This is a genomic window from uncultured Negativibacillus sp., assembly GCF_944388365.1.
Lineage (GTDB): Bacteria > Bacillota > Clostridia > Oscillospirales > Ruminococcaceae > Negativibacillus.
Window position 1 is genome coordinate 17,805 of record NZ_CALXIN010000012.1, and the last position, 24,062, is coordinate 41,866.

The following is a 24,062-nucleotide window of genomic DNA, read 5'->3' on the forward strand; positions in this document are numbered from 1 at the left end:
CTTTCACCTGCCGCCGGCTCTCTGCAAGATCTGCAAACATGACCTTTTTCATCGCTGCGCTTTGTTGATATTCTGCTTTATACAACGCTATTATAACCCTCTCCTCTCCATTTGTAAAGTATCTTTGGTTTAGAAATTGCGCTTTGTTGGAATTGCCTGTCTTTTGGGGTACAACCTCTGCTTGTTCTGCACAAAATATGGTATAATCCCCTTAAAAGATCTTGTCCAGGGAGGTTTTTCCATGAAAGGATTTGTCCGTAAAAACCTGCTGTTTTCCCTCTGTGGCCTCAACTGCGCCCTTTGCCCGATGCAGCTTGGAAATTATTGTCCTGGCTGCGGCGGCGGAGATGGCAACCAATCCTGCGCCATCGCCCGATGCAGCCTTGAGAATGGCAAAGTGGAATTTTGCTTTGACTGTACCCAGTTTCCCTGTTCCCGCTACCGTCAGGCTGCCGAATTTGATTCGTTTATCACCCACAAAAATCAGCTTTCCGACCTGCAAAAAGCCCGACAGCTTGGGATCGTTCCCTATACGCAGGAGCTGCTGCAAAAACGTCAAATCCTGCTGTACCTGCTGCAAAACTACAACGACGGACGCAAAAAAACACTCTTTTGCACCGCAGTCAACCTGCTTCCACTGACACGGCTGCAATCCATCATCGCCGCATTAGATAACTCCGAATCTTTCAATCAGAAAGAGCGTTCTGCTCTGGCAGCTTCTCTGCTCCAGCAGGCAGCAGATGAACTTGGGCTTTCTCTGCGTCTGCGTAAAAAGCAAAAATAGCAAAAAAGTCCGGACAAAAATTTGTCCGGACTTTTTATTTTATTTCACAACAATTTCCTGCGATGAATTGCTGTCATCGCTGCCTTTGATCCATCCGTCTTTCACATAAAAAACGGTGCGCTGTACCTCTTTTTCGTAGGTAAAACCGTTTTCATCCTGAATGCGGACAACAAAGGTCACTACATCTCCATCCTTCAGATTGCTGATCTTGCCAGTCCAGCTGGTCGGATGGCTTGTATCGCTGCTGTTCCATACCTTGTAAACAGATCCATCCTCCAGTATCGTCTTTTCAGCTTCGGTGGATTCACCTTCCACTTCGACTTCCTGGGCGCCCAGATCCCTTGTTTCCAGTTCTTCCCCGTTGAGATAAAGGCTCACTGTTCCGCCCACCATCTTCGGCTCGTTGGAAACGCCGCCTGCATCATAGCTGGTCATCAGATCCACCTGTGCAAAGCCGGTGTATTCAATCGAGGTCTTGTCGCTGGCAGAAATGCTGTACTGCTCAAATCCGCCGCTCATCTGAGGATGCAGTAAATATAATCCCCATGCAGAATACTGGTCCTGCAGCTTTTCCTGCTGGATGGAGTCTCCGTTTTGCACCTCTGCATTTAGGCTAATATAGTCCACCAACGGTATCGTTAACTCCGCCTCATAGACGCCGGATTCTACCCTCTGCGCTTCGCTGACTCTTTCCTCAAAGCCCTCGGTGTCAAATACCATGTCATATCCCTGACCCTTGGCCGAATGACCGCTGTAACGGATTCTCACCTGCGTGTCGTCATTGTAGGTCTTTGGCAGAATACGGATCTTCACCTGCATGGTCTGATCTTTTTGGCTGCACTCTCCCCAGATCACCTTGTAATCGGAGACAATGCTCGCACTTTTTTCTGCGGTCTGGGTGATGGTAGTCACCGCCGAATTGAGCGTCGAATTTATATCACTGTCAATGTTGGTCACCGAATTGTGGACAGCACTGACATTTTCTTCCAGTTGCTTGACTCTGATCAAAGTCATCGCGGAAAAACCGGTGGATAAAACTGCAACACCTGCCAGACAGACAATCGCTGCGATCTTTACACGTTGATTCATGACATTCCTCCTGAACAAATTGTCTTGGTTTCCCACTTTTTCCTTCTTTTAGTATATCCGATTTCTCCCTTGATTTCAAGGAGCTTTTCCCTGTCAGAAATTTCCACAGTATAAGTATTTTGTAAACTTTTTAGATTTGTAAAATTAGCTGAATACGCTCCTTTTTCCCTCTTTGCTGTACAATCCAATGAAAAAGGATGCCACCAACAGTATCTTATCCCCATTGAATAAAAACCTTGGGAACACTTATCGTTTTTCTGCGACTAAAACGGCTGCTCAGCGCATACTCCTTAGCTAAAAGGAGGTCACTATCCCTATGAAGATCATCGTTTTTAAATGGAAACCCCTGCTGTTTAGCGGCGCAGCAGCGGCAATTTTGCTGTCCCTGTTCTGTTTTGCTGCCACACCAAAGCTGATTTCCGCCTTTTCTTCCTCCAATGGACGTTCTCTCCCGATCTATTCGGTGCAGACCGAGGAAAAGAAAATCGCCCTCGGCTTTAACTGTGCCTGGGACGATGCAGATATCCCTTCTCTGCTTTCCACCTTAGATGCCTGTGACGTCAAGGCGACCTTTTTCCTTCTGGGAGAATGGGCTTGCAAATATCCCGATACCGCAAAACTCATTGCCCTGTCAGGCCACGAAATTGGCAGCCACTCCAATACCCATCGAGATATGGACACCCTCTCCTCGGAGGAGATTCGCAGCGAGATCAACGACTCCCGCAACAACATCTACACTGCCTGCGGTCAGACTCCTGTCCTGTTTCGTCCGCCTTCCGGCTCTTACAATGATCTGGTCATCGACACCATCCACCAATGCGGTTGCATCCCGATTCAATGGAGCATCGACACGCTGGACTGGCAGGGTTTGGATACAGAACAGATGGTCGCACGGGTGCAGCAACAGCTCGCTCCAGGAGCGATTCTCTTGCTGCATGCAGGCGCACAGCATACTGCACAGGCGCTGCCACAACTGCTGCAAGCCATCCAGGATGCCGGCTATACTCCTGTTCCCGTAGGAGAGCTAATCTATCCCGACAGCAGTCTGGTGGATCACACCGGCAAACAGTTCCCTTTAGAAAATAACAAATAGTAATTCTATTGTATTTTCATTGATTTGATATTTTTATTTTTGTAAACTAATCTATTCGGCTGTTTTTGATATAATAATTTTATAATATCGAATTTACATTTTTAAAACAGTCTATTTTGATATTATACATCCTCTGTTCATCTTTGTGCGTTATCTTATAGGAGCAGCAAGATATACAATTTGTAATTGTCTATCTGCTGCACACCATTTGAAAGGAGTTTTTTCCATGAAAAATCTTTTTGCAGTTTTGCTTGCGGCAATGATGATGCTTTCGGTCACTGCATGCTCTTCCAGCAGCAAAGAAAGCTCCACTTCGAATAGTACATCGACAGAAACCACCGAAGAAGTTGCCACCGACGAAGAAACGGATGCTGACACCACCGAACAGGCAGAGGATGACACCACCGATGAAACTTCGGAAGAAACCACAGGCGAAACCGAAGAAACAGCATCGGAAACAACCGAAAGCACTGACGCTGAAACCGGCACCGAAACCGATGCAGAAACTGCGGAAGAACAGACCATCACCGGCACCATCACCGAAGCTGCTGATGATACAGTCACCATTGAAACGGAGGACGGTACAAAGCTCACCTTCTCCATCCCTGCTGAAGCAGATCAGACCGGCGTCACCGAACTGCAGGCTGGCGACCAGCTGGAAGTTACTTACACCGGTACCATCGACGGTGAGGATACCACCAATGCAACCGTCGTCAAACTGGTACAAACCGCTGCTGATGCCCAGTAGCTCTGTTTTGACATCTTCTCTTTCAAATCACACTAATACACAAAACACAGAAGCAGGGTGCGGAAAAATCCGCACCCTGCTTCTGTATGCATATTGTTCCCTTCTTTTGTCCACCCTTGTTGCAAAAGGAGGTCTTTCCCTATGCGCCGCAGCTTCAACGTCCGTGCTTTTTTCATCGGATTTACCAGTGCTTTTCTCTGCTTCTGTACCGTTTGGATGGCAGCCATCCTGTTTGTACGCCCTCAAACCTCGCTCTCTTCCTCCGCTGTCGCTCCCGATTCAGATGCCAGCCTCTATCTTCCCGATGCTTCCGACTGCATGACCTTGCTTCTCTGTGAGGATACTGCCTCTCCCAACCTGTTTTTCCTCCTTCGGTTTCAGCCTGTCAGTGGAGAGATCCTCATTTTCTCCTTTCCTGATACTCTAGTTCTCACGCGGGAACAGGTGAGTGAACCTGTGCGGAACATTTTTTCCTCCTTTGGCATCGAAGGTATCCAGCAAGGATTACAGCAGACGTTTGATATTCCCACTCAGGGATACCTCATGGTAAAACGGGACAATCTTCCGCTGATTTTGGACAGCATCGGTTTCACTCAGATCGAGCTTCAAGAGGAACTTTCTCTCGTGGTGGACGGCATCCAGCTCACCCTCCAGCAGGGGCTTCAGCTGTTGGACGGCACACGGATGCGCGCCTGGCTGGGTGACCAGCTTCCCGCCGAGACACTGCAGCAGGGTGAGTTTCTCTGTCAGTGGCTGGCGCTGTGCATCAATCAACATATCGACCTGTTGATGGTGGAAAATTCCCAGTCGCTCTTTTCCACCGCTGTCAATCTGACAAAAAATAACCTGACCTTCTCCGACTATGATACCCGCCGCCAGGCAGCCAACTTTCTGGCAGAACTCTGTCCACAGCCGGCACGAGTTATCCCTGCCGAATTTACCCGCAACGTCGATGCTACCCTCTCTCTTTCTGCCGACTGTCAGCGGGAGCTGTGCGACGCTTTCTGTGAGTAACCGCCGCCTTTCGCTCGCCACAAATCCCCTTGACATTCCCTTGAAATCAGGTATCATAAAATGGAAGGATTTTATTTTGAAAGGGGAGCTTTGCATGAACCAATTTCATTCGATTCAGCCCAGTGAATTACAGAACAGTGTTTTTCAGACAATCGGCAAAGAATGGATGTTGATTACCGCCGAAAAGGAAATTGGCGGACGGATGGAAGCCAATACCATGACAGCCAGTTGGGGCGGTTTGGGACATCTCTGGAACAAAGAGGTTGCCTTTGTATTTATCCGTCCACAGCGCTACACTAAGGAATTTGTGGACACCTCCGATCGTTTTTCCCTCTGCTTCTTTGGCGGAGATCGCATGCAGGAAATGACCTACCTGGGACGGGTTTCGGGACGAGATGAAGATAAGATTCAGAAATCCGGTCTGAAATTGACCCACCTCGACGGTGTTCCCTGCTTTGAGGAAGCGACCACCGTGCTGATCTGCCGCAAGCTGTATGTACAGACTCTGCGCGAAGATTGCTTTGTGGATACCGAGCTGTGCAATGCCACCTACCCGTTAAAGGATTTTCATGACGTTTACGTCGCTGAAATCGAACATATTTACGTTCGATAATCTTCCTGTAAAACAATGCACCCCGACCTTTTGACGGGTCGAGGTGCACTTTGTTGTTTTCAGCTCTTTTTTCGCTTTTTTAAAAGATAAAACGGAAGCAGCGTCACCGCAAAGGAAAACACTACCAGCAGAATGAGGGCGCTATCGTAGTGGAATTTTCCTGCCGCCGTCTGCCACGATGCTCCTGCCGCTGCACCCAGCATAATCAAAACCGTGTCCCATACCGCCGTTCCCACGGTGGTCAACAGCAAAAACGGCAGCATCGGCATCCGCGCCGCTCCCGCTGGAATCGAAATCAGACTGCGCACCACCGGTACACACCGGCACAGCAGAACAGCAATTTTTCCCTTTCGGTTAAACCAGTTGGATGCCTGCTCTATTTCCTGCTGTGAAAACCCCAGCCGCTCCAGCCGCTCTACCGGCAGTATTCTGCCCAAACCATATAAAATCACCGCTCCCAGCAGCGATCCCAAGGTCGCCGATACAATCGCCTGTCCGCGGGTCAAGGTGCTGCAGGTGGTCAGAAAGCCGGCACAGGTCAGCACCAATTCGGATGGGATGGGTGGAAAGATATTCTCTGCCGCCATCAAAAGCAGAATACCGATAAATCCCCATTCTCCCATCGACTGCATCGTCTCGATGATCCATTCCTCCATCTATTCTCCCCCTTCTCCTATGATTTTATCAATACTTATGCTTCAGGAGGTTTTTTTATGAACGAACAACAGTATCGGGCCGTCACCGACTGGGCTCGACGCTCTCCTTCCCGCCTGCGACTTATCACTGCTCTATGCCGCCTTCTCCCTGTCACTCTCTTTGTCCTCTATGGACTATCCTCCCTGTATCTTTTGTTTTATTTTTTCTCCGGTCATTTTTCCGCCCGTCTTTTGGCGTTCTGGATCGTCCCTGGCCTTGGCTTTGTATCGGTCAGTATCCTGCGCAAACGTATCAACGCACCGCGTCCCTATGAATGTTTTTCTTTTACTCCACTGCTTTCCCATCATACCGGAAAATCCTTTCCAAGTCGTCATACTGCCTGTGCCTTTTTGATTGCCCTCTCTCTCCTCTGGCTTTCAGAAATGGGAATCTTCCCGTCAGCCCTTGCCTGGCTTGCTTTGATTTTTGCTCTGCTCACCGGCCTTTCCCGATTGGTTGCCGGCCTTCATTTTGTACGCGATGTACTTGCCGGTATCGCCTGGGCTGTTGTTTTTTCCTGCTTCTATTTTCTGTTTTAAAGAAATAGCTGTGTAATATGTCGATTCACATTGACAATTTTTAGTCAATTAGATGTTATATTGTTGCTATTTTCACAAAGAAATTGTGCAAAAATGCTTGACTTCTATGATTTCGTCGTATATAATGTGTGTGGAAAAAAGAAATGAGAAAACGTTTTGCCACACTTTTTTTCACAAGTTCATATTTACTAAGAAAGTCTGTTTCAGGGCGAGGTGAAAGTCCTCACTGGCGGTAATGAGCGAAAAGCTACGAGTCCGCGAACCATTCTGGTCGATTGGGTCAGATTCCCAAACCAACGGTATAGTCCGGAATGAAGAAACGGTGTATTCATTGTGCGCATCCGCTCCCTGAATTGATGTTCCGGGAGCTTTTTTTATGCTCTTTTGTATCCATCGCTTTTGGCAAAGACAACAGACCCTCCCAGCAAAATTTTTATCGAGAAAGGGATGTGTTTTTATGACCAACACAATTTCTACCAACAACACCATGCGTTCTCTCTCCAAAACACAGATGATCACACTCGTCGGCATGTTTGCTGCAATCTCCACCATCCTGATGTTCTTCGGGATTCAGATTCCATTCATGCCACCGTTTTTGAAGTTTGACCTCAGCGGTGTTCCGATTTTGATTATGGGCTTTATCTATGGTCCACTGCCTGCCATCTATGTCACCGTCATCAAAGACCTGATTCAGATGCTCTCCAGCCATACCGGCTGCGTCGGTGAGCTGGCAGATATGATCATTCTCAGCTGCTTTGCGTTGGTTTCCTCGACCATCTTCCGCAAAAAACCTTCCACCAAAGGTGTTGTTCTGTCGGTACTGGCAGGCTCTGTTACAATTACCATCGTAGGATCTCTGGCCAATAAATTTATGCTGATCCCATTCTATTCTAAAATTATGCCTCTGGAAGCTATTATTGACGCCTGCAACGCAGTCAACCCAATGATCGACAGCCTCGACGCTTACATCATCTTTGGCGCTGCTCCGTTCAACCTGATCAAAGGTCTGCTTCTTTCCGTCCTGACCCTGCTTCTGTACAGAAAGATGGCAGCTTTCATTCATTCTCGTTTGTCCTAACTTTCATGGTCTAATCAAAACTTTTTCATCCATTTATCACCTTTGTTTTCTATAATGGAGCTGGTAAAAGTGGCCTTCTCCTATTTTTCACTATACTATACTGGCAAAAGACCGGTTGGAAAGATTCCAGCCGGTCTTTTGTTTTTTTGGTGAAAATCTCGAACATTTCAAAATAGAAAAGTTCATAAAATTATGGTACAATTTTCTTTAGTGGGTTACATCGACAAATCGACGGTGTCACCAAATTTATTTAAGGAGGAAAAAAATGAATTTACTGCTCTTGTTGGGAGCCCTTGTATTGACCGCCTGTTTGATAGGAAGTAAGCTGTCCCATCTGCTCAGAATTCCCACCCTGTTTTTCTTCATCGCACTGGGTATGCTGTTCGGATCGGATGGACTGCTCAAAATCGAATTTTCCGATTATGCCCTATCAGAGCAGCTTTGTTCCGCCGCACTGATCTTTATCATGTTTTATGGTGGATTTGGAACCAAGTGGAATACAGCCCGTCCGGTCGCTGTCAAATCCGTCCTGCTCAGTACCTTTGGTGTTCTCATCACTGCTGGACTGACCGGCCTTTTCTGTTACTTTTTCTTGGGATTTGATCTTATGGAGGGTATGTTGATCGGTGCTGTTCTTGGCTCCACCGATGCCGCCTCGGTTTTCTCCATCCTGCGCTCGCAAAAGCTAAACCTGAAATATGGTACGGCACCGATGCTGGAAATCGAAAGCGGAAGCAACGACCCCTGTGCCTACACCCTCACCGTCATCCTTCTTTCTGCCATGGGAGGAAGTGTTTCTGTTTCCCAGATTGCCTATGTCATCTTTTCACAGATTGTCTATGGTATGATTGCCGGCGTTGCGATCGCTCTGCTTGCCGGCTGGGCCTTCCGCAATTTTCTTTTTGAGGTGGACGGATTTGACTCCATCTTTTTGGTGGCCGTTGCACTCGCCTCCTACGCCATTCCTTCCCTGCTTGGCGGCAATGGCTATCTCAGCGCCTACATTGCCGGTATCCTGCTGGGCAATCAGGATCTTCCTCGCAAAAAGAATATGGCAAACTTTTTCGACGCCTTTAACGGCATGATGCAGATGTTCATCTTCTTCCTGCTGGGATTGCTGGTATTTCCTTCACAGCTTCCGCTGGTGCTGCTGCCGTCGATTGCGATTGCTCTGTTCCTCACATTGGTGGCTCGTCCTGCCAGCATCGCCGCCCTGCTGACGCCCTTCCGTGCCCCGTTAAAACAGCAGCTTGTGGTTTCCTGGGCAGGCCTGCGCGGAGCTGCTTCGATTGTGTTTTCCATCGTCGCTGCGGTTTCGCCCTCCTACGGTCAGGAGTATATCTTCCATATCGTTTTCTGTGTCGTCCTGCTCTCGATTCTCTTTCAGGGAACGCTGCTGCCTCTGGTTGCACAAAAGGCAGACATGATCGACGCACGGGAAAATGTACTGAAAACCTTCAACACCTACTCCGAAGAAACCAGTATTCATTTTATCCAAGTGGAAATCCATGGAAACCATCCTTGGAAAAATCAGCTGATTAAGGATGTCCAGACCATCCCTGGCACCTTGATCGCCGCCATTATTCGAGATAAAAAAGCGGTTCTTCCCAAAGGAAATACCTGCCTGCTGGAAGGAGACACCCTGATTATCGGCGCCAAGGAATACAGCGACAACGATTCTGTCGAATTGATTGAGCGTAAAGTGGATTCTTTTGATCCCCGTATTGGACGTCCGCTGCGTGAAATTGACATCAAAAAGAATGCACTGGTCGTGCTCATCCAAAGGGATGGATCCGAATTTATCCCTGATGGAGATACGGTCCTGTGTGAAGGCGACAATCTTATTTTATACTCTCACATTTCCTCATAATAAAAAAGACACTTCACTGAGCGTGAAGTGTCTTTTTTATTATGCTTTTAACTTTTCCCACTGCTCCGGTTTAAAACCGACCAGCACAAAATCATCTCCAACCACCAGCGGACGTTTGACCAGCATCCCGTTGGTTGCCAGCAGCTCCAGCTTTTCCTGATCGCTCATGGATGGCAATTTATCCTTGAGTCCCAGCTCCTTATAGAGGTTTCCGCTGGTGTTAAAAAACTTTTTCAGCTCCAGCCCACTTTTGTGGTACCATTCGGTCAGTTCTTCCACCGTTGGATTCTGCTCTACAATATGGCGGTCCTCAAACTCCACACCATTTTCTTTTAACCATCCCAGCGCCTTTTTGCAGGTGCTGCACTTGGGATATTCCAAAACCAAAAGCATCTGTTCTTCCTCCCTGATCTATAAAAAAAGGGCAGAACCTTTCGGTTCTGCCCTTTTTATCGTTTCTACGATTATTTGCCAAAGTATCTGTTGAGCAGACCCTGGAATGCGCAACCGTGACGAGCTTCGTCTTTTGCCATCTCATGAACGGTGTCATGGATTGCATCCAGTCCCAGCTGTTTTGCTTTGGTTGCGATCTCTTTCTTGCCAGCGCAAGCACCTGCCTCAGCAGCAACACGCAGCTCCAGGTTTTTCTTGGTGGAGGTAGTAACTACTTCGCCCAGCAGCTCTGCAAATTTTGCAGCATGCTCTGCCTCTTCAAAAGCAGCAGTCTTGTAGTACTCAGCGATCTCTGGGTAACCTTCTCTTGCTGCCTGACGGGACATTGCCAGGTACATACCAACTTCGGTGCACTCGCCCTGGAAGTTCATGCGCAGACCCTCGAGGATCTCTGCATCTACGCCTTCTGCAACGCCGATTCTGTGCTCATCAGCCCATACAAATTCGCCCTGAACCTGCTCTTCAAATTTGGAAGCAGGAGCTTTACACTGTGGGCAGAATTCCGGAGGTGTTTCACCTGTATAAACATAGCCACAAATTTTGCAAACCCATTTTTTCATAATCAATCTTCCTCCTTTAATCTTATGACCTACAAAATCTCTCTGCAGGTTTTGTATTCCTTTTACCTAAAAATAATACCACATTGGTATATTATTTGCAAGCCTGTTTTTGTAAATAATATGAAAAAAATATTGGCCAGCAAATTGTAACTTATCACAAGGAATTTTTATCCTTGGAGATTTAAATCTTACATTGTATATCTTTGCCCGAAAATCACATACTATGAGTGCGGATGAGAGATTTCTTTGAAAAAATCCGCAGATCATTACCTTAAGAAGGATGGATGAAACATGGCTAAGAAGAACGAGAAAAATTGCCGTAAAAACAACATGACCGACACTACCATTCAGACCAGCAAAAACTGCAAAAACGAATATCAGCAGACAAAGACTCCACATCCAGAAAAACCGGAGATCAAAAACTACTAATTCTCCCTTCATCTTTTCCAACTGCACAAGGCACAAAAATCCCTGTACGGAAATCCGTACAGGGATTTTTGATGTGTCCAGCCGATCAGTCGGCATTCATATCGTTAAAACCGGAACCTAAAATATCATGTGCATCGTTGACCATCAAAAATGCATTGGGGTCAATCTGTTTGATCAGCCTTTTCACCTCAGGATACTGGTGTTCCTTGATTGCACAGAGAACCACCTTTTTAGGGTCGCGCGAATAGGCGCCCTCTGCCTGTATCATGGTCGCTCCACGGACGATACTCGACATGATCTCCTTGGCAATTTCCTCCGCTTTGTCCGAAATGACATACAGCATCATTCCTTTTTCCATGCCGTACAGCAGATAGTCGACCACCTTGGAGGAAACAAAAATACAGATCAAACCATTCAGACCACTCTCGATATTTTTATAGACCAGCATCGAGACAACAAGAATGGTAAAATCGCCGGCAAACATAATTTTGCCGATGGAAAACTGCGGCATTTTTTTGCGGACAACACGTCCGACAATATCCAGACCGCCGCTGGTGGAACCGCGCTGCAGCACCGAACCGACACAGACACCCATCAGCACGCCGCCCATCAAACCTGCCATGATCTTTTCACCGGTGTAGACGTAGCCCTGCACCATCATCGGTACAATGACGTCGACCGAAAAGTTGATGATTACCACCGACTTAAGTGTGCGGAAGAAAAACTCTTTTCCCAGCACACGCACACCGATCAGCAGCAGCGGCACATTGATGCAAAAGGACATCAAACCGATCGGCACGCCGAAGATATAGTTCATCAGCGTCGCAAAACCGGTGACGCCTCCAGGCGCAATGTGGTTTGGTGCGGTAAATACATTGACCGATATGCCGAATGCAATGCCCGCAATCAAGTCAACCAGCAGATCCATTGCAATGGTTTTGGCCATATTCTGTTTTTGAACAATCGCATTTTTTGTCATGGTTTATTCCCCCAGCTCCTGCTCTAACTTTTCCTCAATACTCAGAAACAGCTGATTGATTCTGTCGATTTTCCCCTGCAAATACAGATATCCAAACAGACACTCCAGACCGGTTGCACGCCGATAGTCCTGCATCGAACCATTTTTCGGAGGCTTGATCGAGCTGATATTTCTGCCGCGTTTGAGTGCAGCCAGCTCCTCCTCGGTGAGCATCGGCTCGATGACCGCATACGCCTTGCTCTGATAGGAGGCCCGCACCTGTTCCACCGCCTGCAGATGCAGCTTGTTGACCGGCATATTGGCGCGGTGAACAATTCGTTCCCGCACCAGAATCTCATATACCGCGTCGCCCAAAAAGGCCAGTGCCTGCGGACTGTACAGTCTGATGTCTACTTTTTCATTGCTTAACGATTCCGTTTTCAAACATTCCCTTCTGTCCGGCTGTGCCGTCTATCGGATATAATCAAACTCAAAGTTCAGGATGCTGACGGTATCCCCTTCGTTAATGCCCATCTCCTCCAGACGGTCGATGATGCCGCTCTGGCGCAGAACACGCTGGAAGTATCCCAGCGACTCCTCGTCGTTGATGTTGACCATACCCAGCACCTTGACCAGCCAGTCTGCTTCGACCACATAAACGCCGTCCTCGTCGACGGTGATGTCAAATTTCCATTTGTCCTCACCCTGCTGCGGCATGGTCGGCACATAGTTGACCTCAAAGCGTTTGATCGGCGGCAGCTCATCCAGCTTCTGAGAGATCGCATGGATCAGCGGCTCGACACCTTTGCGGGTTGCTGCGGAGATACAGAAGAACTGACAGCCCTGCTCCTCCACAAACTTTCTGAAGTCCTCAATCTGCTCCTCGGTCGCAATATCGCTCTTGTTTGCTACTACAATTTGCTCTCTGGTCGCAAGCTCTTCGCTGAAGTTTGCAAGCTCGTGGTTGATGGTCTTGAAGTCCTCCTTCGGATCTCTGCCTTCGCAGCCGGAAACGTCCACCACATGAACGATCAGACGGCAGCGCTCCACATGGCGCAGGAATTCATGTCCCAGACCGACGCCGTCGCTGGCGCCTTCAATCAGACCAGGAATGTCCGCCATGACAAAGGATTTTTCCTCTGCAACTTTGACCACACCCAGAACCGGAGTCAGGGTGGTGAAGTGATAGTTTGCAATGACCGGTTTTGCACCGCTGACCACCGAGATCAGGGTGGATTTGCCGACGTTTGGATAGCCGACCAGACCAACGTCCGCCAGGAGCTTAAGCTCCAGAATCAGATCAAAACCTTCGCCTGGAATGCCTGGTTTTGCATAGCGCGGAATCTGACGGGTTGGTGTCGCAAAATGGCTGTTTCCCCAACCGCCTTTGCCGCCGCGCGCAATGATGACCGGCGATTCATCGACGATGTCCGCCATGACCTGTCCGCTCTCTGCGTTTTTGACGACCGTTCCTACCGGAACCTTGATGACAAGGTCCGGTGCACTCTTGCCAAAGCAGCGGTTGGTTCCGCCGTTCTGACCGTTCTGTGCGATGAATTTTCTCTTGTACTTAAAGTCGATCAGGGTGTTGATGCTCTCGCAGCCCTGCAAAACAATGTTGCCGCCGCGTCCGCCGTCGCCGCCGTCAGGACCTCCTGCTGCAACAAACTTTTCACGATGGAAGGATACAGCGCCGTTACCGCCGGTACCTGCCTGTACTTTGATGGTCGCTTTATCAATAAACATTTGTTTCGCCTCTTTTCAATGTTTGCCGCAAGTCCTCTCTTTGCACCGTGCGGCAATTCTCCAGTACAAAGACATGATGTTATCTATCTCAAACGGTATTTCTCCGTCGAATTCTGTTTATCGGCGCTGCAAAAACCGCAAGGGTCAATAGCAGCAAAGCTGCCGTAGCATAAAATGGTGCCTGCACACCCAAGGTTTGCAGCAAAAATCCGCCCAGTGCAGAAGCAATCATACTTCCTGCGTTGATGCTGCACGAATATAAGCCGCTCATAGCTCCGCGTGCAGCATCCTGTATCTCAAACGAAAAGATCGCGTCAAAGGAAAGTCCCATTGCACACACTGCAAAGCTGTATCCGCTCCAGCCCAGTCCAAACCAAAGCGTCGTGCCGCTCTGTGCCATCCAGATCAGAAAGATCAGTGCCAGTACACTTGACGCAAAAAAGGAGCGTCTTTCTCCAAACTTTTTGACCGCGGCACCGATGGAAGGCGTCCACCAGGTGAGCAAACAGGATGGTACCAGACAAACCAGCCCTATCTCGGTCATGTTGCTCTCAAAGCGCTGCATCATCACCAGCACAAACACGGCACCAAGGACATTAAGTGCCAGGGAAAAGCAGAAGCGCACCGCAATCAGATGGGTGACCTTTGTGGTGAGCAATTTTCGCAAAGGAACCTTTTCTTCCTCCGCATTTCCCTCGTCTTTGGGAAGCTTTGTTTTTGCCATCCAGACTGCAGCCAATGCAGCGGCTGCACTGATGAGGAAAAACAGCTTCCAGCTCTGCAGAAAACCGGTCTGTGACAGCAGCACAAAATAGAGAATCAGACCAATCAAGCCACCACGGTTTTGTGCCGCGGACTGCTTTCCTCTCTCCACCGCTATTTCTTTGTCGCGATCTGCCACCATCGCATAAAGCGAAACCGACAGCAGCGCCGTCGCCACACCATCCACCATCTGTGAAAGATAAAGCAGCCACATTCCCTGTGCAAAACTGAGCAGCAGATAGGACAATGCCATCAGAAACAGTCCCAGCAAAAACACCGTTTTTCTTCCGATGCGGTCGCACCATCTTCCCGACACCCATTTGCTCAGCAGAATAAACAGGGAGCAAACCGAAAACATTCCCGTTGTTTCCAGCGGTGTCAGTCCCAAGCTGGTGCAATAGATTGGCAGCAAAAAGGACGCCATCCATATCGGAAAGCTGGACAGCATCAAACTTTGGTTGATCGTTTTCATAGCCGATCCTCTCTTCCCCAAAAGTGATTCTGCCCTTATTTTACTACATCGGTGGATGCCTTGCAATTTATTTTCTGCGTTATTTGCCGCGATATTCCACGTCCAAATTCCCTCTGTTTTTAATACGCAACCGCTTCCCAATAGATTTTGGGATTTAGCACTCTAATACACCATCTTATCTTCAAACCTAAAAAAATCCCGAGACAAACATCTCGGGATTTTTCTCGTCATCAAAAATGATTACTGAACCGGAATAACGCTTACTTTCTTGCGATCGCGGCCCATGCGCTCAAATTTAACTTTACCATCTTTCAGAGCGAACAGGGTATCGTCGCTGCCGATGCCTACGTTCTCTCCTGGATGAATGTGAGTTCCTCTCTGACGGTACAGAATGTTACCAGCCAGTACGAACTGACCGTCTGCACGTTTTGCGCCGAGACGTTTGGATTCAGAGTCACGGCCGTTCTTTGTGGAACCAACACCTTTTTTATGAGCAAAGAATTGCATGCTAAGTCTAAGCATTGTTGTACACCTCCGTAAGATTTACCTGGATCGTTCCCTCATAATCTTCCGACAGAAGATTCAAATGCAGCAGCAGCGCCTGTAAAAACGGCTGTGCCTTCTGTGCATTTTGTTCTGAGAGTTTCATTTCAATTAAATTTTCTTCGACATTCACGTTGGCATTAAGCTTCAATACCTCGGTGACGCCGTTGACAGTCATCTGCACTGCCGAAGAGACACTGGCACACACAATGTCATGTCCATAATCGTCATAACCTGCGTGTCCGCTAAGCGAAAAGCCGCTGAGCTTTTTGGGTGTCCCAAAAAATGTTGCCTGAATCATTATGCGTTGATTGCAGTGATTTCAACTTTGGTATATGGCTGTCTGTGACCCATTTTGCGTTTGCTGTCTTTTTTGGATCTGTAGGTAAATACAGTGATCTTTTTGCCTTTGCCGTTTTTGATAACTTTACCGGCAACTTTTGCGCCCTCAACAACTGGGGTGCCTACAACCATACCATCTTCTTTGCCAACAGCGATAACGTCGAATTCAACGTTTGCATCTGCTTCCAAATTGAGCTTTTCAACATAAACTACATCGCCTACGGATACGCGATACTGTTTGCCGCCGGTTTTGATAATTGCGTACATAATCATATTCCTCTTTCTGTATAAACTCGCTGTCTTTTCAGGCGGTGGCCTGTTTTGGCGCACGCTTTTTAAGCCCGTGACATGCGGTACAATTTATCCTACCATATCGCACGCACCTTGTCAAGCAAAAAAACGCCTTTTTTACGCCAAATCTTCCCCTTTTCACCGCTTTTCTGCTGTGCTTTTTGACCGAAGTCCTTTTCCCTGTTTCTTTCTGCAAAAAAGGAAAAAGCGGAGCAGATTGCCCCGCTTTCAAAATCTTGTGATTTTATTTTTATCTACCGCTTAGTGGTGGCGTTTTGCCGCAAGAATGGTGCTTTCCAAAAGCTCGGTGATGGTCATTGGACCAACGCCGCCAGGAACCGGTGTAATAAACGATGCCTTTTCTTTGACATTTTCAAAGTCGACGTCGCCGCACAGCTTGCCCAGCTCATTGCGGTTCATACCTACGTCGATGACAACCACACCTTCCTTGACCATATCGGCTGTAACGGTGTTTCTGCGTCCGGTTGCAACGATCAGGATGTCCGCCTGACGGGTTATCTCGGCAAGGTTGTTTGTTTTGGAGTGGCAGACAGTAACGGTTGCATTCTCTTTGAGCATCAATGCAGCCATCGGCTTGCCGACGATGTTGCTTCTGCCGACGATGACACAGTGCTTGCCAGCGATTTCGATGCCATACTCTTTAAGCATCACAACGATACCACTCGGAGTGGCCGGTGCAAAGCATTCATCACCGATGCTCAGAAGGCCGACATTGACCGGATGGAATCCGTCCACATCCTTGTCAGGACGGATCGCACGCAGGACGGTCTTTTCGTCGATCTGTTTTGGCAGCGGCAGCTGAACCAGAATTCCATCGACGCTGTTGTCCTGATTAAGGCGTTCCACCACTTCCAGCAGCTCCTGCTGGGTGGTTTCCTCCGGCATGGTGATGACCTCGGACTCGATGCCGACCTCTCCGCAGGATTTGTGCTTGTTGCGCACATACACCTGGGAAGCGCTGTCGTTGCCCACCAGTACAACCACCAGTTTCGGGACAATGCCCTCCTCCTTCATCTGTGCGATGCGACCCTTCATCTCTTCCTTGAGTTTCAGTGAAAGCATCTTTCCATCAATAATTGTGGCCATTGCAATTCCTCCTTCGCAATAACACCTGTGTCTATCTTCCCTCAGAGAAAAACTATTTGTTCTCCTCTGTCTTTTCCTCCTCCAAATCTGCTTCTACTGCTGCACATGCTGCTTCTGCTTCCATTTCGGCGCTCTCCATCGCAGCAGCTTCTGCCTCTATCTCGGCAGCTTCCAGCTCGGTTTTTGCTGCCTCTTCGGCTGCTTTTTTTGTTTCTTCCTGCATCTCTTCCGCTTCGATTTCTGCACAGGCAGCTTCCGCCTGCATCTGTGCTGTTTCTTCACAGGAATCGTTTACCTGCTGCATCTCCTGAGCTGTCTGATCCTGCTCAGATTCTTCCGTCTGCTGAGCTGTCTGATCCTGTACAGATTCCTGGGAGAACAGCTGATGTTCTGCCGGCTGCTCCTCGGAGGAATCCTTTTTCTTTTTATAGAACTCCCCTTTGATCACCAGCTGGCCTTCTTCGGTGTCCACATACAACTGTCTGCCGCCGGATTTTTTCACTTTGGCAGTTTTTACCGCCCAGATGACTGCTGCCACTACGACCATTGCAATAGCCAGTATCTGGGAAGCGCGCAGAGAGGTGTTTGGAATCATCAGGCTGTCGGTGCGCAGTCCCTCAATGACAGCACGGCCTGCACCGTACCACATCATATAAATCAAAATCAGTTCGCCGTCAAATTTGCGGCGTTTGGTGTACCATGCAATGAATAAAAAGCCCAACAGACACCAGATCGACTCATACAGGAAGGTCGGATGAACCGGCATGTTCGGGTCAATGTTCATTCCCAGCGCTTCCAGCTCCTCTTCATGCTGTGTCAGGTAGGAAGTGATGGTTTCGGACGCCATTCCCCATGGCAGGCTGGTATTTCCTCCGAAAGCTTCGATGTTGACAAAGTTGCCCCAGCGGCCAACGGCCTGACCGATCAAAAATCCGCCTGCTGCCAGATCTACCATCGGCAGTGCTTTTACCTTGCGGATCTTGCACATCAATAAGCCGACCAGCAATCCGCCGATGATACCGCCATAGATTGCCATACCGCCGCTGCGGGTGTTGATAATCTGATCCAGATTCTGTCCGTAATAATCCCAGCGCAGCAGCACAAAGTAAGCTCTTGCACCGATGATGCCGCCGATGGCGCCGCCCATGATGACGTCCAGCATGCGGTCGGCATCCACGCCAAATTGTTTGGCACGTTTGCTCGTATACAAAATTGCCAGCATAAAGCCCAGCGCAATCAGGATGCCGTACCAATAAACCGGTATGCTTCCAATCTCAAATGCCACCCTGTTTACATCGAACTCCAATCCCAACCCTGGGAAAGAGACGATCGTCAATGTCTGTTCCATGAAAAATCTGCTCCTTACAACTGATTTATGCCATCACAATGGAAAGGCTGCTGTTCTCGGAAGAAAAGTCCTCCCGCAAACGTTTTTCCAGCTCCTCTTTGGAGCTATTGGCAACCAGTTCCACCAGGTCATACATGTCGATCCCTGCAAAATAGCAGTTGGTCATCGCACTTGCAAGCGCATCCGGCTTTGCAAACAGACCCAGATACCGTCCATAGGTGGACTTTTTCACCCGTTCAAAGGCTTCGTCATCCACTCCCTCGACGGCCACTTTTTCAAATGCTCTGCAAATCCTCTCATACACCTGGTCAGGGTCCTTGGACTCGCCCGAAATCATCGAACACAGATAATCGCGTCCTGGCATCGTTTCGCCGACAATGCCGCTGTTGATCAGTCCATCGTTGTACAGCTGACGGTACAGCTCGGTGGTTTCCCCTGTGACAAGGTCCAGAATCATTTCATCATAAATCATATTGCAGAAATTCTGCTTTTCTCCCGCATTCGGACTCTTGAATCCGATATAGAACATCGGAACCGCTACCGGCAGATGCTGTACAAACCGCTTTCTTGCAACTGCCGCCGGCTCCTCGGCCACCTTGCGCTCGATGTGAAGCTCCGGCGCTTTTTTCAGGATTTTGTCCGCTGCATCCAGTACCTCCTGCGGATCAAAGTTGCCTGCTACCGTCAGTACCATATTGTTGAGGTTATAGAAGGTGTTGTAGCAGCGGTACAGAAGGTCCGCATCAATCTGTGCAATCGACTCGACGGTACCTGCGATATCCACCTTGACGGTGTTGTTCTGGTACATACTTTCCAGAAGATTGAACATGACGCGCCAGCCTGGATCATCGTCATACATCCGAATTTCCTGGCCGATGATGCCCTGCTCCTTCTCCACCGTTTCCTTGGTAAAGTACGGATCGGTCACAAAGTCCAGCAGAATCTCAATCGACTCCTTAAAGTGATCCGAGCAGGCAAACAGATAGCAGGTCTTGTCAAAGCTGGTGAAGGCGTTTGCCGATGCGCCGGTTTTGGCATAGCGTTCAAACGCATCTCCGTCCTCGCTCTCGAACATTTTGTGCTCCAGATAGTGGGCAATACCCGCCGGTACGGTGGCAAACTCGGTGTCCTCACCGGTTTTAAAGCAGGTGTCGATCGAACCATACTTGGTCGAAAACATTGCATAGGAGGTCGAATATCCCTGCATCGGGTACAAAAGCATGGTCAGACCGGACGGATGTTCCACCCGCAGGTAGCTTTCTCCCAGACGTCCGTTGGTTACAAGCTGTTTGTTCATGTTATTCACCCTCCTTTTCCTTTGGCAGCAGCATATACACGGTATCCAGCTTGATGCAGCTGACCGCTTCGATGACATCTTTCCTGGTCACCTGGCTGCTCAGTTCGATCTCTCCATCCGGAGAAACCTCGGTGCCGCCCAGAATCTGGGTCAGATACCAGCTGTCCATCGCACCCAGCGAATCGGTGGTTGCCTTGAGCGCCGTTTTCATAAACATGACTGTTTCGGTAATATCCTTGTCCTCAAATTCTCCGCGCTGCATCATCTGAAGCTGCTGCAATACCGCTTCCTTTGTTTTTTCGATGTTTTCTGCCTCCACACCGCTGTGTACCATCATCAGTCCGGTGTTGCGGTCATAGCCGGCAGAACAGTAATAGCACAGGCTCATTTTCTCACGCACGTTCTTAAAGAGCAGCGAGTTTGCAGTGCCGCCAAACAGCGCAACTGCGATTCTCTCTGCGTTCATCTTTTTATACTCGGTGACGCCTTCCACACGGAAGCCCATGACCAGCTTGCCCTGTTTGACGTCCATGCGTTCGACTTCTTGTTTGACCTCGCCCTGCTGGTTGCGGCCGCAGTAGCTTGCCACCAAAATCGGTGTGCGCTGGGTGCCCTCAAACTTTTTGCGGAAAATTTCTTTTGCTGCTGTTGGATCGCCGCAGCCTTCGAACAGGATTTCTACCTGTGCTACACGCAGCAATTCTTCATAAGCTTCCGCAGCCGATTCAGGTGTAATCTGCTCCACCTTTTCTGCATAGCCATATTTTTTGATCGAACAGCCTTCGTCGGCACACATAATATCTTTGCAGCGTGTCATTGCATAGGAACGCTTATCGTTGATCTCTGCATTGATAGTATCCAGCAGGTACTGTTTTTCCAAAGCGGTTTCCTGTGCATCAAACTTGCCATCGGTAATATTAGGTTCAAACAAAATTTCTGCCAGCAGTCCGGCACACTCGGACACCATGTCCTCCCCGTGGAGCGCATAGCGATTGTCAATGCCCGACATTCCCAGCGTGATAATTTGATATTCTGCAAATTTATCGACGCCTGCATCCAGACTTGCACCGTACAGATCGCACAGACGCTCATTGAGCTTGGTAAAATCAGGACATTTTTTTGTACCCTGACGCAGAATAAACGGAACAACCGCACGATTGGTAACTTTGTCGCGGTCCAGATTGATCACCAGATTCACTGACATTCGGTTATGTTTAAACTTACGGTCGGTAATCGAAGAAAAATGCACGCCTGGAGCGATGCACTCCCTTGCCAACGGATAATTCATGTGTTCATCTCCTATTTGTATATCTATCTTGTCATCTTTGCATCGGATGGTAATTGCAAAAAACATGCTCTGTTGTTCATTATAGCATATTCCATTTGGGGATTCTACATACAGTCTGTGAACTTCCACCGACAAAACCCAAAAATGGAAACTTATTCATACCATTAAAAAAGGGCTGTGATTTCTCACAGCCCTTTTGGAAGCTTTATCGTTTGCTTGGAGTTCTCTTGATAATTAGATTAGTACATGGGTAGTATCCTCATTTTCTTAATATTCTTTCAGATAACGTACTACATTCGGTTTATTCGGGAATGCTTTCATTTTTATCACATTTCCTTTTGCCTTGCTTACTTTTACGCTTATCTTCGAATTAGGAATGCCCTTGTCTTAATCTGCTATTTCATCGGACTCACCTTACAAGTATATTTTAAGAAATCAATGTTAACTAGGTTTCTTTTTTCAAGATCTATATTAACAGTGAAAAGGTAATATCATTGATTGTGAAAAATCTGAACCATGATTCTTCAGATTTTTGCGTCTTAATTTTTTTAAAAGGTTTTGTTCCTTTGATTTTTTTAGAAGATTTTCTTTCTTCTCAATTTTTAAAAAGGTTTTTCTTCCTTTCATTTTTTCTTATTCAGTTTTGATTATTTTTTTTAAAGGTTTTTTCCTTTTCTTCTGATACTACATCCATCAGAATCTTTTTGATATTAAATATAAACTTTTCAGATAATGGATACCATTTTTTTATTTTGCTTCATTGCTTTCGATCTTTGTTCCTCCCGATTTCAAAGCACTTTGGAATATCTTTTGATGCTCCTTTTACTTTTTATCAGGTTTCTGATCGCTGATTCAATGGAGTTTCATTATCTGTTTTGGGATCTCCCTGAGGAAACTTTTGATTCCTCAGAAAGGATCATAACTGGTTCTGCTCCTGTTTTCATAGGAATCACCCTTTCTGTTTTATATTTAATATTACCTTTGTTGTGTCTTTATTATAGCTGATTCTTTGCACTTTTTCAATAGATATTTTCAACAAATTGAAAGTTTTTTATTGAACAAACTATAAAATCTCGAATTATGATTGACTTTGCCCCCAGAATGCTATAATATAGTCGTAGCAAAAAAAGAAAGGATGCAGCACGATGATCGACAACGAATTTGGCAATGATATCCTGACTCTGGAGGATGACGACGGGGTAGAACATACCTTTGAGGTACTGGACGCAATCGACAACGGTGAAAACCGCTATATGGCACTTTCCCCTGTCTATGATGACCCACAGGAAAGCCTGGAGGACAGCGGTGAGCTGGTCATCCTCAAGGTGGTCACAGTGGATGGAGAAGAATTTCTGGAAACCATCGAGGACGAAGACGAGATGGATGAAATCGCCGATATCTTTATGGAACGTCTGGAAGAGGACTACGATGTTGTCGATGATGAGGAATAATCATCAGGACTGCTGCAAATAATCTTGCTTGTACTCCTGCCGTGTTCGAGAAAGTATGGTTTTTATAATCCAACACTTTTTAAAAGGGACGCCAAGCTCCGGCACACGATTGCAGACCTCCCGCTTTTGCGGACGAAGGGAGCGTGAAGGTGTTGGGCAGCAACCCACCTGTCCATACGACGGGTTTTAACTTGCCATGGCGACGGCACGGCGGGGTATCTATAAAAAATCAAAAGCGCACAACCGCTGTGCGCTTTTTTCATGTCTAAAACCGGAAACTGGAGGAGAAGCTATGAGCAGAAAATGGCTGGAACGCACCGAAACTCTGTTTGGAACACAGATCATCGACGACCTTTCCCACAAAAAAGTTGCCATTCTGGGACTGGGCGGCGTCGGCGGCGCCGCTGCTGAAGCGATCTGCCGGATGGGCGTGGGAACGCTCATCCTCATCGACAACGACACCGTAGACATCACCAACCTCAATCGTCAGCTCTTTGCTACTGCCGACATGGTCGGACAGAGCAAATGCCTGGCTGCAAAACAGCGTCTGCTTTCGATCAACCCCAAGGTAAACCTCATCTGCCACGAACGCTTCTTCCTGCCGGACAATGCCGATTTCCTCTTTGACGAGCATCCCGACCTGATCCTGGATGCCATCGACACCGTCACTGCAAAGCTCTTTCTGGCGCAGAAATGTCAGGAACTGCACATTCCACTGGTAACCTGTCTTGGCACCGGCAACCGTGTCGACCCTTCCCTGCTGCGCTGGGGAGACATCTCGGATACAACCGGCTGCGGCTGTCCGCTGGCCCGCGTCATGCGCCGCGAATTAAAAAAGCGCGGCGTAGAAAAACAGACGGTCATCTACTCAGTAGAGATGCCTGCGAAGGCTATCTGCGAGGGCGGCGAAGAGCATGGACGCCACAGTCCTGCCAGCTGCGCCTTTGTTCCGCCGGCAGCAGGCTATCTGATGGCAAGCGTCGGTTTTCGGAAGATGACAGCATCCAAATAAAAATCTATCTCCAATCGCAAAAAGGTCAGGGAACCGTGGTTCCCTGACCTTTTTGCATACATATTTTCAGGATTTTCCATGCTTCTGATAGACCTGGTAGGAATAAATCACGCAGAAAACAGTATCCAACAAAATCAGCACAATCATCAAAATGCTTTGGTAGGTTGGATTGGAAATGAGGATGCTCCCCAACACAATCAAACAGCCGGTGATAACAAAGCTCAACCCGCCAAACCGCTGGGAAAGATTCCAGCAGGTGTCGTTTGCCATGCTCCATTTGGTGCGCAATCCGAACACACCGTTTCGTTTGACCTTCGGCATGACATTGCCCAATGGGATGAGTGACAGTCCGATCAAAAGATTGGTGATGCGCATAATCGCTTCTCCTGGAACAGCCATCCGGTCCACCCAAGCAAAGGAGGTGTACAGCATCACAAAAAAGATTCCGTTAAAGATTGCCAGCATTGCACATCCGGCGA

The 24,062-nt window shown here is 48.0% G+C and carries 27 protein-coding genes, 1 other RNA gene and 1 riboswitch; of the genes, 12 read left to right on the top strand and 16 right to left on the bottom strand.

What is annotated here, in order from left to right; all coding sequences use genetic code 11:
• Nucleotides 1-241: 241 nt before the first annotated feature.
• A complete protein-coding gene (locus Q0L39_RS03350) occupies nucleotides 242-784 on the top strand; it encodes a DUF3795 domain-containing protein (RefSeq protein ID WP_296626922.1) in 543 nt (180 codons plus the stop codon).
• Between the two features lie 39 nt (nucleotides 785-823).
• On the opposite strand, the gene Q0L39_RS03355 is transcribed toward Q0L39_RS03350, so the two are convergent.
• Nucleotides 824-1,873 (bottom strand): hypothetical protein, encoded by a 1,050-nt coding sequence (locus tag Q0L39_RS03355; RefSeq protein WP_296626923.1) that lies wholly within the window; start codon nucleotides 1,871-1,873, stop codon nucleotides 824-826.
• A gap of 316 nt (nucleotides 1,874-2,189) precedes the next feature.
• Between Q0L39_RS03355 and Q0L39_RS03360 the strand changes: the two genes are divergently transcribed.
• The 4 genes from Q0L39_RS03360 to Q0L39_RS03375 all read left to right on the top strand — a co-directional run bounded on the left by Q0L39_RS03360 (nucleotide 2,190) and on the right by Q0L39_RS03375 (nucleotide 5,341).
• Nucleotides 2,190-2,966 carry a polysaccharide deacetylase family protein gene (locus Q0L39_RS03360; protein WP_296626924.1) on the top strand — a complete coding sequence of 259 codons (777 nt, stop codon included), beginning with the start codon at nucleotides 2,190-2,192 and terminating at the stop codon, nucleotides 2,964-2,966.
• Nucleotides 2,967-3,192: 226 nt separating this feature from the next.
• Nucleotides 3,193-3,714: a hypothetical protein gene (locus Q0L39_RS03365; RefSeq protein ID WP_296626925.1), complete on the top strand. Its 522-nt coding sequence runs from the start codon at nucleotides 3,193-3,195 to the stop codon at nucleotides 3,712-3,714.
• A gap of 141 nt (nucleotides 3,715-3,855) precedes the next feature.
• Nucleotides 3,856-4,728 (top strand): hypothetical protein, encoded by an 873-nt coding sequence (locus Q0L39_RS03370; RefSeq protein ID WP_296626926.1) that lies wholly within the window; start codon nucleotides 3,856-3,858, stop codon nucleotides 4,726-4,728.
• Between the two features lie 94 nt (nucleotides 4,729-4,822).
• Nucleotides 4,823-5,341 carry a flavin reductase gene (locus Q0L39_RS03375; protein ID WP_296626927.1) on the top strand — a complete coding sequence of 173 codons (519 nt, stop codon included), beginning with the start codon at nucleotides 4,823-4,825 and terminating at the stop codon, nucleotides 5,339-5,341.
• Between the two features lie 59 nt (nucleotides 5,342-5,400).
• On the opposite strand, the gene Q0L39_RS03380 is transcribed toward Q0L39_RS03375, so the two are convergent.
• The gene (locus tag Q0L39_RS03380; protein ID WP_296626928.1) at nucleotides 5,401-5,997 is read right to left on the bottom strand and encodes a DedA family protein; all 597 of its coding nucleotides are present in this window, start codon (nucleotides 5,995-5,997) and stop codon (nucleotides 5,401-5,403) included.
• Nucleotides 5,998-6,054: 57 nt separating this feature from the next.
• Here Q0L39_RS03380 and Q0L39_RS03385 point away from each other — a divergent pair, with 57 nt between their 5' ends.
• The 3 genes from Q0L39_RS03385 to Q0L39_RS03395 all read left to right on the top strand — a co-directional run bounded on the left by Q0L39_RS03385 (nucleotide 6,055) and on the right by Q0L39_RS03395 (nucleotide 9,524).
• Nucleotides 6,055-6,576: a phosphatase PAP2 family protein gene (locus Q0L39_RS03385; RefSeq protein WP_296626929.1), complete on the top strand. Its 522-nt coding sequence runs from the start codon at nucleotides 6,055-6,057 to the stop codon at nucleotides 6,574-6,576.
• 195 nt (nucleotides 6,577-6,771) lie between these two features.
• Nucleotides 6,772-6,902, top strand: a riboswitch (FMN riboswitch).
• A 131-nt stretch (nucleotides 6,903-7,033) separates the two neighbouring features.
• Complete coding sequence (locus Q0L39_RS03390) at nucleotides 7,034-7,654, top strand: ECF transporter S component (RefSeq protein WP_296626930.1); 621 nt, start codon at nucleotides 7,034-7,036, stop codon at nucleotides 7,652-7,654.
• A 265-nt stretch (nucleotides 7,655-7,919) separates the two neighbouring features.
• A complete protein-coding gene (locus Q0L39_RS03395; RefSeq protein WP_296626931.1) occupies nucleotides 7,920-9,524 on the top strand; it encodes a potassium/proton antiporter in 1,605 nt (534 codons plus the stop codon).
• A 39-nt stretch (nucleotides 9,525-9,563) separates the two neighbouring features.
• On the opposite strand, the gene Q0L39_RS03400 is transcribed toward Q0L39_RS03395, so the two are convergent.
• Nucleotides 9,564-9,917 carry an arsenate reductase family protein gene (locus tag Q0L39_RS03400; protein WP_296626932.1) on the bottom strand — a complete coding sequence of 118 codons (354 nt, stop codon included), beginning with the start codon at nucleotides 9,915-9,917 and terminating at the stop codon, nucleotides 9,564-9,566.
• 71 nt (nucleotides 9,918-9,988) lie between these two features.
• On the bottom strand, nucleotides 9,989-10,537 hold the full coding sequence (locus tag Q0L39_RS03405) for an NADH peroxidase (protein ID WP_296626933.1): 549 nt from the start codon (nucleotides 10,535-10,537) through the stop codon (nucleotides 9,989-9,991).
• Nucleotides 10,538-10,828: 291 nt separating this feature from the next.
• Here Q0L39_RS03405 and Q0L39_RS03410 point away from each other — a divergent pair, with 291 nt between their 5' ends.
• Nucleotides 10,829-10,966, top strand: a complete 138-nt coding sequence (locus tag Q0L39_RS03410; protein WP_296626934.1) for a hypothetical protein — start codon at nucleotides 10,829-10,831, stop codon at nucleotides 10,964-10,966.
• An 85-nt stretch (nucleotides 10,967-11,051) separates the two neighbouring features.
• Here the strand turns inward: Q0L39_RS03410 and Q0L39_RS03415 are convergent, their stop codons facing one another.
• The 11 genes from Q0L39_RS03415 to Q0L39_RS03465 all read right to left on the bottom strand — a co-directional run bounded on the left by Q0L39_RS03415 (nucleotide 11,052) and on the right by Q0L39_RS03465 (nucleotide 21,120).
• Nucleotides 11,052-11,945 (bottom strand): YitT family protein, encoded by an 894-nt coding sequence (locus Q0L39_RS03415; protein ID WP_296626935.1) that lies wholly within the window; start codon nucleotides 11,943-11,945, stop codon nucleotides 11,052-11,054.
• Nucleotides 11,946-11,948: 3 nt separating this feature from the next.
• Entirely contained in the window at nucleotides 11,949-12,368 is a 420-nt protein-coding gene (locus Q0L39_RS03420; RefSeq protein ID WP_296626936.1) for a ribonuclease III domain-containing protein, read from the bottom strand.
• Between the two features lie 27 nt (nucleotides 12,369-12,395).
• Complete coding sequence (obgE, locus tag Q0L39_RS03425) at nucleotides 12,396-13,670, bottom strand: GTPase ObgE (RefSeq protein WP_296626937.1); 1,275 nt, start codon at nucleotides 13,668-13,670, stop codon at nucleotides 12,396-12,398.
• A gap of 88 nt (nucleotides 13,671-13,758) precedes the next feature.
• Complete coding sequence (locus Q0L39_RS03430) at nucleotides 13,759-14,904, bottom strand: MFS transporter (protein ID WP_296626938.1); 1,146 nt, start codon at nucleotides 14,902-14,904, stop codon at nucleotides 13,759-13,761.
• A 240-nt stretch (nucleotides 14,905-15,144) separates the two neighbouring features.
• Nucleotides 15,145-15,426, bottom strand: a complete 282-nt coding sequence (rpmA, locus tag Q0L39_RS03435; RefSeq protein WP_022116380.1) for a 50S ribosomal protein L27 — start codon at nucleotides 15,424-15,426, stop codon at nucleotides 15,145-15,147.
• Nucleotides 15,419-15,748 carry a ribosomal-processing cysteine protease Prp gene (locus tag Q0L39_RS03440; RefSeq protein ID WP_296626939.1) on the bottom strand — a complete coding sequence of 110 codons (330 nt, stop codon included), beginning with the start codon at nucleotides 15,746-15,748 and terminating at the stop codon, nucleotides 15,419-15,421. The genes rpmA and Q0L39_RS03440 overlap by 8 nt, the downstream gene beginning before the upstream one ends.
• The gene (gene rplU / locus Q0L39_RS03445) at nucleotides 15,748-16,056 is read right to left on the bottom strand and encodes a 50S ribosomal protein L21 (RefSeq protein ID WP_296626940.1); all 309 of its coding nucleotides are present in this window, start codon (nucleotides 16,054-16,056) and stop codon (nucleotides 15,748-15,750) included. Before rplU ends, Q0L39_RS03440 begins: the two co-directional genes overlap by 1 nt.
• A 285-nt stretch (nucleotides 16,057-16,341) precedes the next feature.
• On the bottom strand, nucleotides 16,342-17,187 hold the full coding sequence (gene folD / locus Q0L39_RS03450) for a bifunctional methylenetetrahydrofolate dehydrogenase/methenyltetrahydrofolate cyclohydrolase FolD (protein WP_296626941.1): 846 nt from the start codon (nucleotides 17,185-17,187) through the stop codon (nucleotides 16,342-16,344).
• A gap of 52 nt (nucleotides 17,188-17,239) precedes the next feature.
• Nucleotides 17,240-18,535 carry a prolipoprotein diacylglyceryl transferase gene (gene lgt / locus Q0L39_RS03455; protein WP_296626942.1) on the bottom strand — a complete coding sequence of 432 codons (1,296 nt, stop codon included), beginning with the start codon at nucleotides 18,533-18,535 and terminating at the stop codon, nucleotides 17,240-17,242.
• 25 nt (nucleotides 18,536-18,560) lie between these two features.
• A complete protein-coding gene (locus tag Q0L39_RS03460) occupies nucleotides 18,561-19,832 on the bottom strand; it encodes a pitrilysin family protein (protein WP_296626943.1) in 1,272 nt (423 codons plus the stop codon).
• A gap of 1 nt (nucleotide 19,833) precedes the next feature.
• Nucleotides 19,834-21,120 carry an insulinase family protein gene (locus tag Q0L39_RS03465; protein WP_296626944.1) on the bottom strand — a complete coding sequence of 429 codons (1,287 nt, stop codon included), beginning with the start codon at nucleotides 21,118-21,120 and terminating at the stop codon, nucleotides 19,834-19,836.
• 1,145 nt (nucleotides 21,121-22,265) lie between these two features.
• On the opposite strand from Q0L39_RS03465, the gene Q0L39_RS03470 reads away from it, so the two are divergent.
• The 3 genes from Q0L39_RS03470 to Q0L39_RS03480 all read left to right on the top strand — a co-directional run bounded on the left by Q0L39_RS03470 (nucleotide 22,266) and on the right by Q0L39_RS03480 (nucleotide 23,583).
• Nucleotides 22,266-22,571 (top strand): DUF1292 domain-containing protein, encoded by a 306-nt coding sequence (locus tag Q0L39_RS03470; RefSeq protein ID WP_296626945.1) that lies wholly within the window; start codon nucleotides 22,266-22,268, stop codon nucleotides 22,569-22,571.
• A gap of 30 nt (nucleotides 22,572-22,601) precedes the next feature.
• Nucleotides 22,602-22,791, top strand: a non-coding RNA gene (ssrS, locus tag Q0L39_RS03475) — 6S RNA.
• A 72-nt stretch (nucleotides 22,792-22,863) separates the two neighbouring features.
• Complete coding sequence (locus Q0L39_RS03480) at nucleotides 22,864-23,583, top strand: ThiF family adenylyltransferase (protein ID WP_296626946.1); 720 nt, start codon at nucleotides 22,864-22,866, stop codon at nucleotides 23,581-23,583.
• Nucleotides 23,584-23,649: 66 nt separating this feature from the next.
• Here Q0L39_RS03480 and Q0L39_RS03485 read toward each other — a convergent pair.
• Nucleotides 23,650-24,062: SdpI family protein (locus tag Q0L39_RS03485; RefSeq protein ID WP_296626947.1), on the bottom strand; the 413-nt coding region annotated here is incomplete at its 5' end.

Bases quoted from the DNA above. Each gene is read 5' to 3' on its own strand.
- Q0L39_RS03350 (WP_296626922.1), top strand. From the start codon at position 242: ATGAAAGGATTTGTCCGTAAAAACCTGCTGTTTTCCCTCTGTGGCCTC.
- Q0L39_RS03355 (WP_296626923.1), bottom strand. From the start codon at position 1,873: ATGAATCAACGTGTAAAGATCGCAGCGATTGTCTGTCTGGCAGGTGTT.
- Q0L39_RS03360 (WP_296626924.1), top strand. From the start codon at position 2,190: ATGAAGATCATCGTTTTTAAATGGAAACCCCTGCTGTTTAGCGGCGCA.
- Q0L39_RS03365 (WP_296626925.1), top strand. From the start codon at position 3,193: ATGAAAAATCTTTTTGCAGTTTTGCTTGCGGCAATGATGATGCTTTCG.
- Q0L39_RS03370 (WP_296626926.1), top strand. From the start codon at position 3,856: ATGCGCCGCAGCTTCAACGTCCGTGCTTTTTTCATCGGATTTACCAGT.
- Q0L39_RS03375 (WP_296626927.1), top strand. From the start codon at position 4,823: ATGAACCAATTTCATTCGATTCAGCCCAGTGAATTACAGAACAGTGTT.
- Q0L39_RS03380 (WP_296626928.1), bottom strand. From the start codon at position 5,997: ATGGAGGAATGGATCATCGAGACGATGCAGTCGATGGGAGAATGGGGA.
- Q0L39_RS03385 (WP_296626929.1), top strand. From the start codon at position 6,055: ATGAACGAACAACAGTATCGGGCCGTCACCGACTGGGCTCGACGCTCT.
- Q0L39_RS03390 (WP_296626930.1), top strand. From the start codon at position 7,034: ATGACCAACACAATTTCTACCAACAACACCATGCGTTCTCTCTCCAAA.
- Q0L39_RS03395 (WP_296626931.1), top strand. From the start codon at position 7,920: ATGAATTTACTGCTCTTGTTGGGAGCCCTTGTATTGACCGCCTGTTTG.
- Q0L39_RS03400 (WP_296626932.1), bottom strand. From the start codon at position 9,917: ATGCTTTTGGTTTTGGAATATCCCAAGTGCAGCACCTGCAAAAAGGCG.
- Q0L39_RS03405 (WP_296626933.1), bottom strand. From the start codon at position 10,537: ATGAAAAAATGGGTTTGCAAAATTTGTGGCTATGTTTATACAGGTGAA.
- Q0L39_RS03410 (WP_296626934.1), top strand. From the start codon at position 10,829: ATGGCTAAGAAGAACGAGAAAAATTGCCGTAAAAACAACATGACCGAC.
- Q0L39_RS03415 (WP_296626935.1), bottom strand. From the start codon at position 11,945: ATGACAAAAAATGCGATTGTTCAAAAACAGAATATGGCCAAAACCATT.
- obgE (WP_296626937.1), bottom strand. From the start codon at position 13,670: ATGTTTATTGATAAAGCGACCATCAAAGTACAGGCAGGTACCGGCGGT.
- Q0L39_RS03430 (WP_296626938.1), bottom strand. From the start codon at position 14,904: ATGAAAACGATCAACCAAAGTTTGATGCTGTCCAGCTTTCCGATATGG.
- rpmA (WP_022116380.1), bottom strand. From the start codon at position 15,426: ATGCTTAGACTTAGCATGCAATTCTTTGCTCATAAAAAAGGTGTTGGT.
- Q0L39_RS03440 (WP_296626939.1), bottom strand. From the start codon at position 15,748: ATGATTCAGGCAACATTTTTTGGGACACCCAAAAAGCTCAGCGGCTTT.
- rplU (WP_296626940.1), bottom strand. From the start codon at position 16,056: ATGTACGCAATTATCAAAACCGGCGGCAAACAGTATCGCGTATCCGTA.
- folD (WP_296626941.1), bottom strand. From the start codon at position 17,187: ATGGCCACAATTATTGATGGAAAGATGCTTTCACTGAAACTCAAGGAA.
- lgt (WP_296626942.1), bottom strand. From the start codon at position 18,535: ATGGAACAGACATTGACGATCGTCTCTTTCCCAGGGTTGGGATTGGAG.
- Q0L39_RS03460 (WP_296626943.1), bottom strand. From the start codon at position 19,832: ATGAACAAACAGCTTGTAACCAACGGACGTCTGGGAGAAAGCTACCTG.
- Q0L39_RS03465 (WP_296626944.1), bottom strand. From the start codon at position 21,120: ATGAATTATCCGTTGGCAAGGGAGTGCATCGCTCCAGGCGTGCATTTT.
- Q0L39_RS03470 (WP_296626945.1), top strand. From the start codon at position 22,266: ATGATCGACAACGAATTTGGCAATGATATCCTGACTCTGGAGGATGAC.
- Q0L39_RS03480 (WP_296626946.1), top strand. From the start codon at position 22,864: ATGAGCAGAAAATGGCTGGAACGCACCGAAACTCTGTTTGGAACACAG.